At 71.6% G+C, this 1,256-nt stretch carries 1 protein-coding gene and 1 pseudogene; both read right to left on the minus strand.

From position 1 onward, the window contains the following. Positions 1-1,080, minus strand: a 1,080-nt coding sequence (locus tag AC5RUJ_RS16640; protein ID WP_494156289.1) for a glycosyltransferase, incomplete at its 3' end; no start/stop codon positions are given. Further along, positions 1,077-1,256, minus strand: a pseudogene (locus AC5RUJ_RS16645) (glycosyltransferase family 1 protein); the annotation flags it as partial. The pseudogene AC5RUJ_RS16645 and the gene AC5RUJ_RS16640, both read right to left, overlap by 4 nt.

The raw sequence follows: 1,256 nt of genomic DNA on the forward strand, positions 1-1,256 counted from the left end.
GGCCACGGCTTCGGCCACCGCCTCCGGGTCCCGCGGCGGCACGTGCAGGCCGGTCTTGCGGTCCACCACGGTGTCGATCAGCCCGCCGACCGAGGCCGCGACCACCGGAACGCCGCACGCCATTGCTTCCAGCGGAACAATCCCAAACGGTTCGTACCACGGCGCGCAGACGACGACGTCGGCGCTGCGCAGCACCGCAGGGATTTCTTCCCGGGGCAACTGGCCGCGCAGCACCAGTTGGTCTTCCACGCCGAGCTCACGGGCGAGGCCTCGCAGCCGCTGGGCCTCGGGGTCGGCCGCCAGCCCGGTGGCACCGGAGGCGCCGCCGACCACGATCAGTTCGACGTCGTCCAGTCCCCGGTCCTTGAGCAACCGCAGGGACTGGACGGCCAGGTCGATGCCCTTGCGCGGAACCAGGCGGCCCAGCGTGACGATGCGGTGGGTGCGGCCGCGCGGTTCGACCTCCCCGTCGGCCTTGAAAAGTCCCAGGTCCACGCCGCAGGGGGCAATGGAAATATTGCCGCGCGGGATGTCCATGGCCGCCAGTTCGAACACTTCGTCCGAGCACGTCGCGATGATCCGGTCCACGCTGCGGCCGACGGACGGTTCCAGCCAGGCCCGTTCGGCCGGGCTGGTGTCCTGCGCGCCCTGGTGCCGCCGTTTCACGGTGCCGAGCGCGTGGAAGGTCTGCAGCACCGGCACCTGGGGGCTTCCCGGGCGGCGCGCGGCGTCGAGGGCCGCCACCCCCGACATCCAGAAGTGCGCGTGTACGAGATCCGGCGGGCTGTCCGCCCAGTCGGCGCTGATCCCGTCGGCCAGCGGGCCCATGTAGGGCAGCAGCTCATCCTTGGCGACCGGTTCGGGCGGTCCGGCGTTGACGTGGACCACTTCCACTCCCGGCCGCATCGTGACGCGGGCGGGAAGCATCGGATCGTCGCGGCGGGTGTAGACGCTCACGCTGTGCCCCCGCCGGGCGAGGGCGGCGGAGAGGGCCGCTACATGCACGTTCTGGCCGCCGGCGTCCACACCACCCAGCGCCGCCAGCGGGCTGGCATGTTCGGAAACCATCGATATCCTCACGGCTCTCTCCTCTCGTTGGCGGCAATGACCCGTCCGGCGCCCGTGGTGGTCTCTGCCAGCAGGCTGTCCCAGTTGTCCAGGAATGCCTGCAGCCCGTAGTTCCGCAGCGCCGCCTCGCGCGCGACTGCTCCGCGCGCAGCGGCCTCGTCCGGGTCCTTCAGCAGCCGGGCCGCTTC

The sequence above is a fragment of the Arthrobacter sp. Y3223164 genome (genome assembly GCF_059091005.1).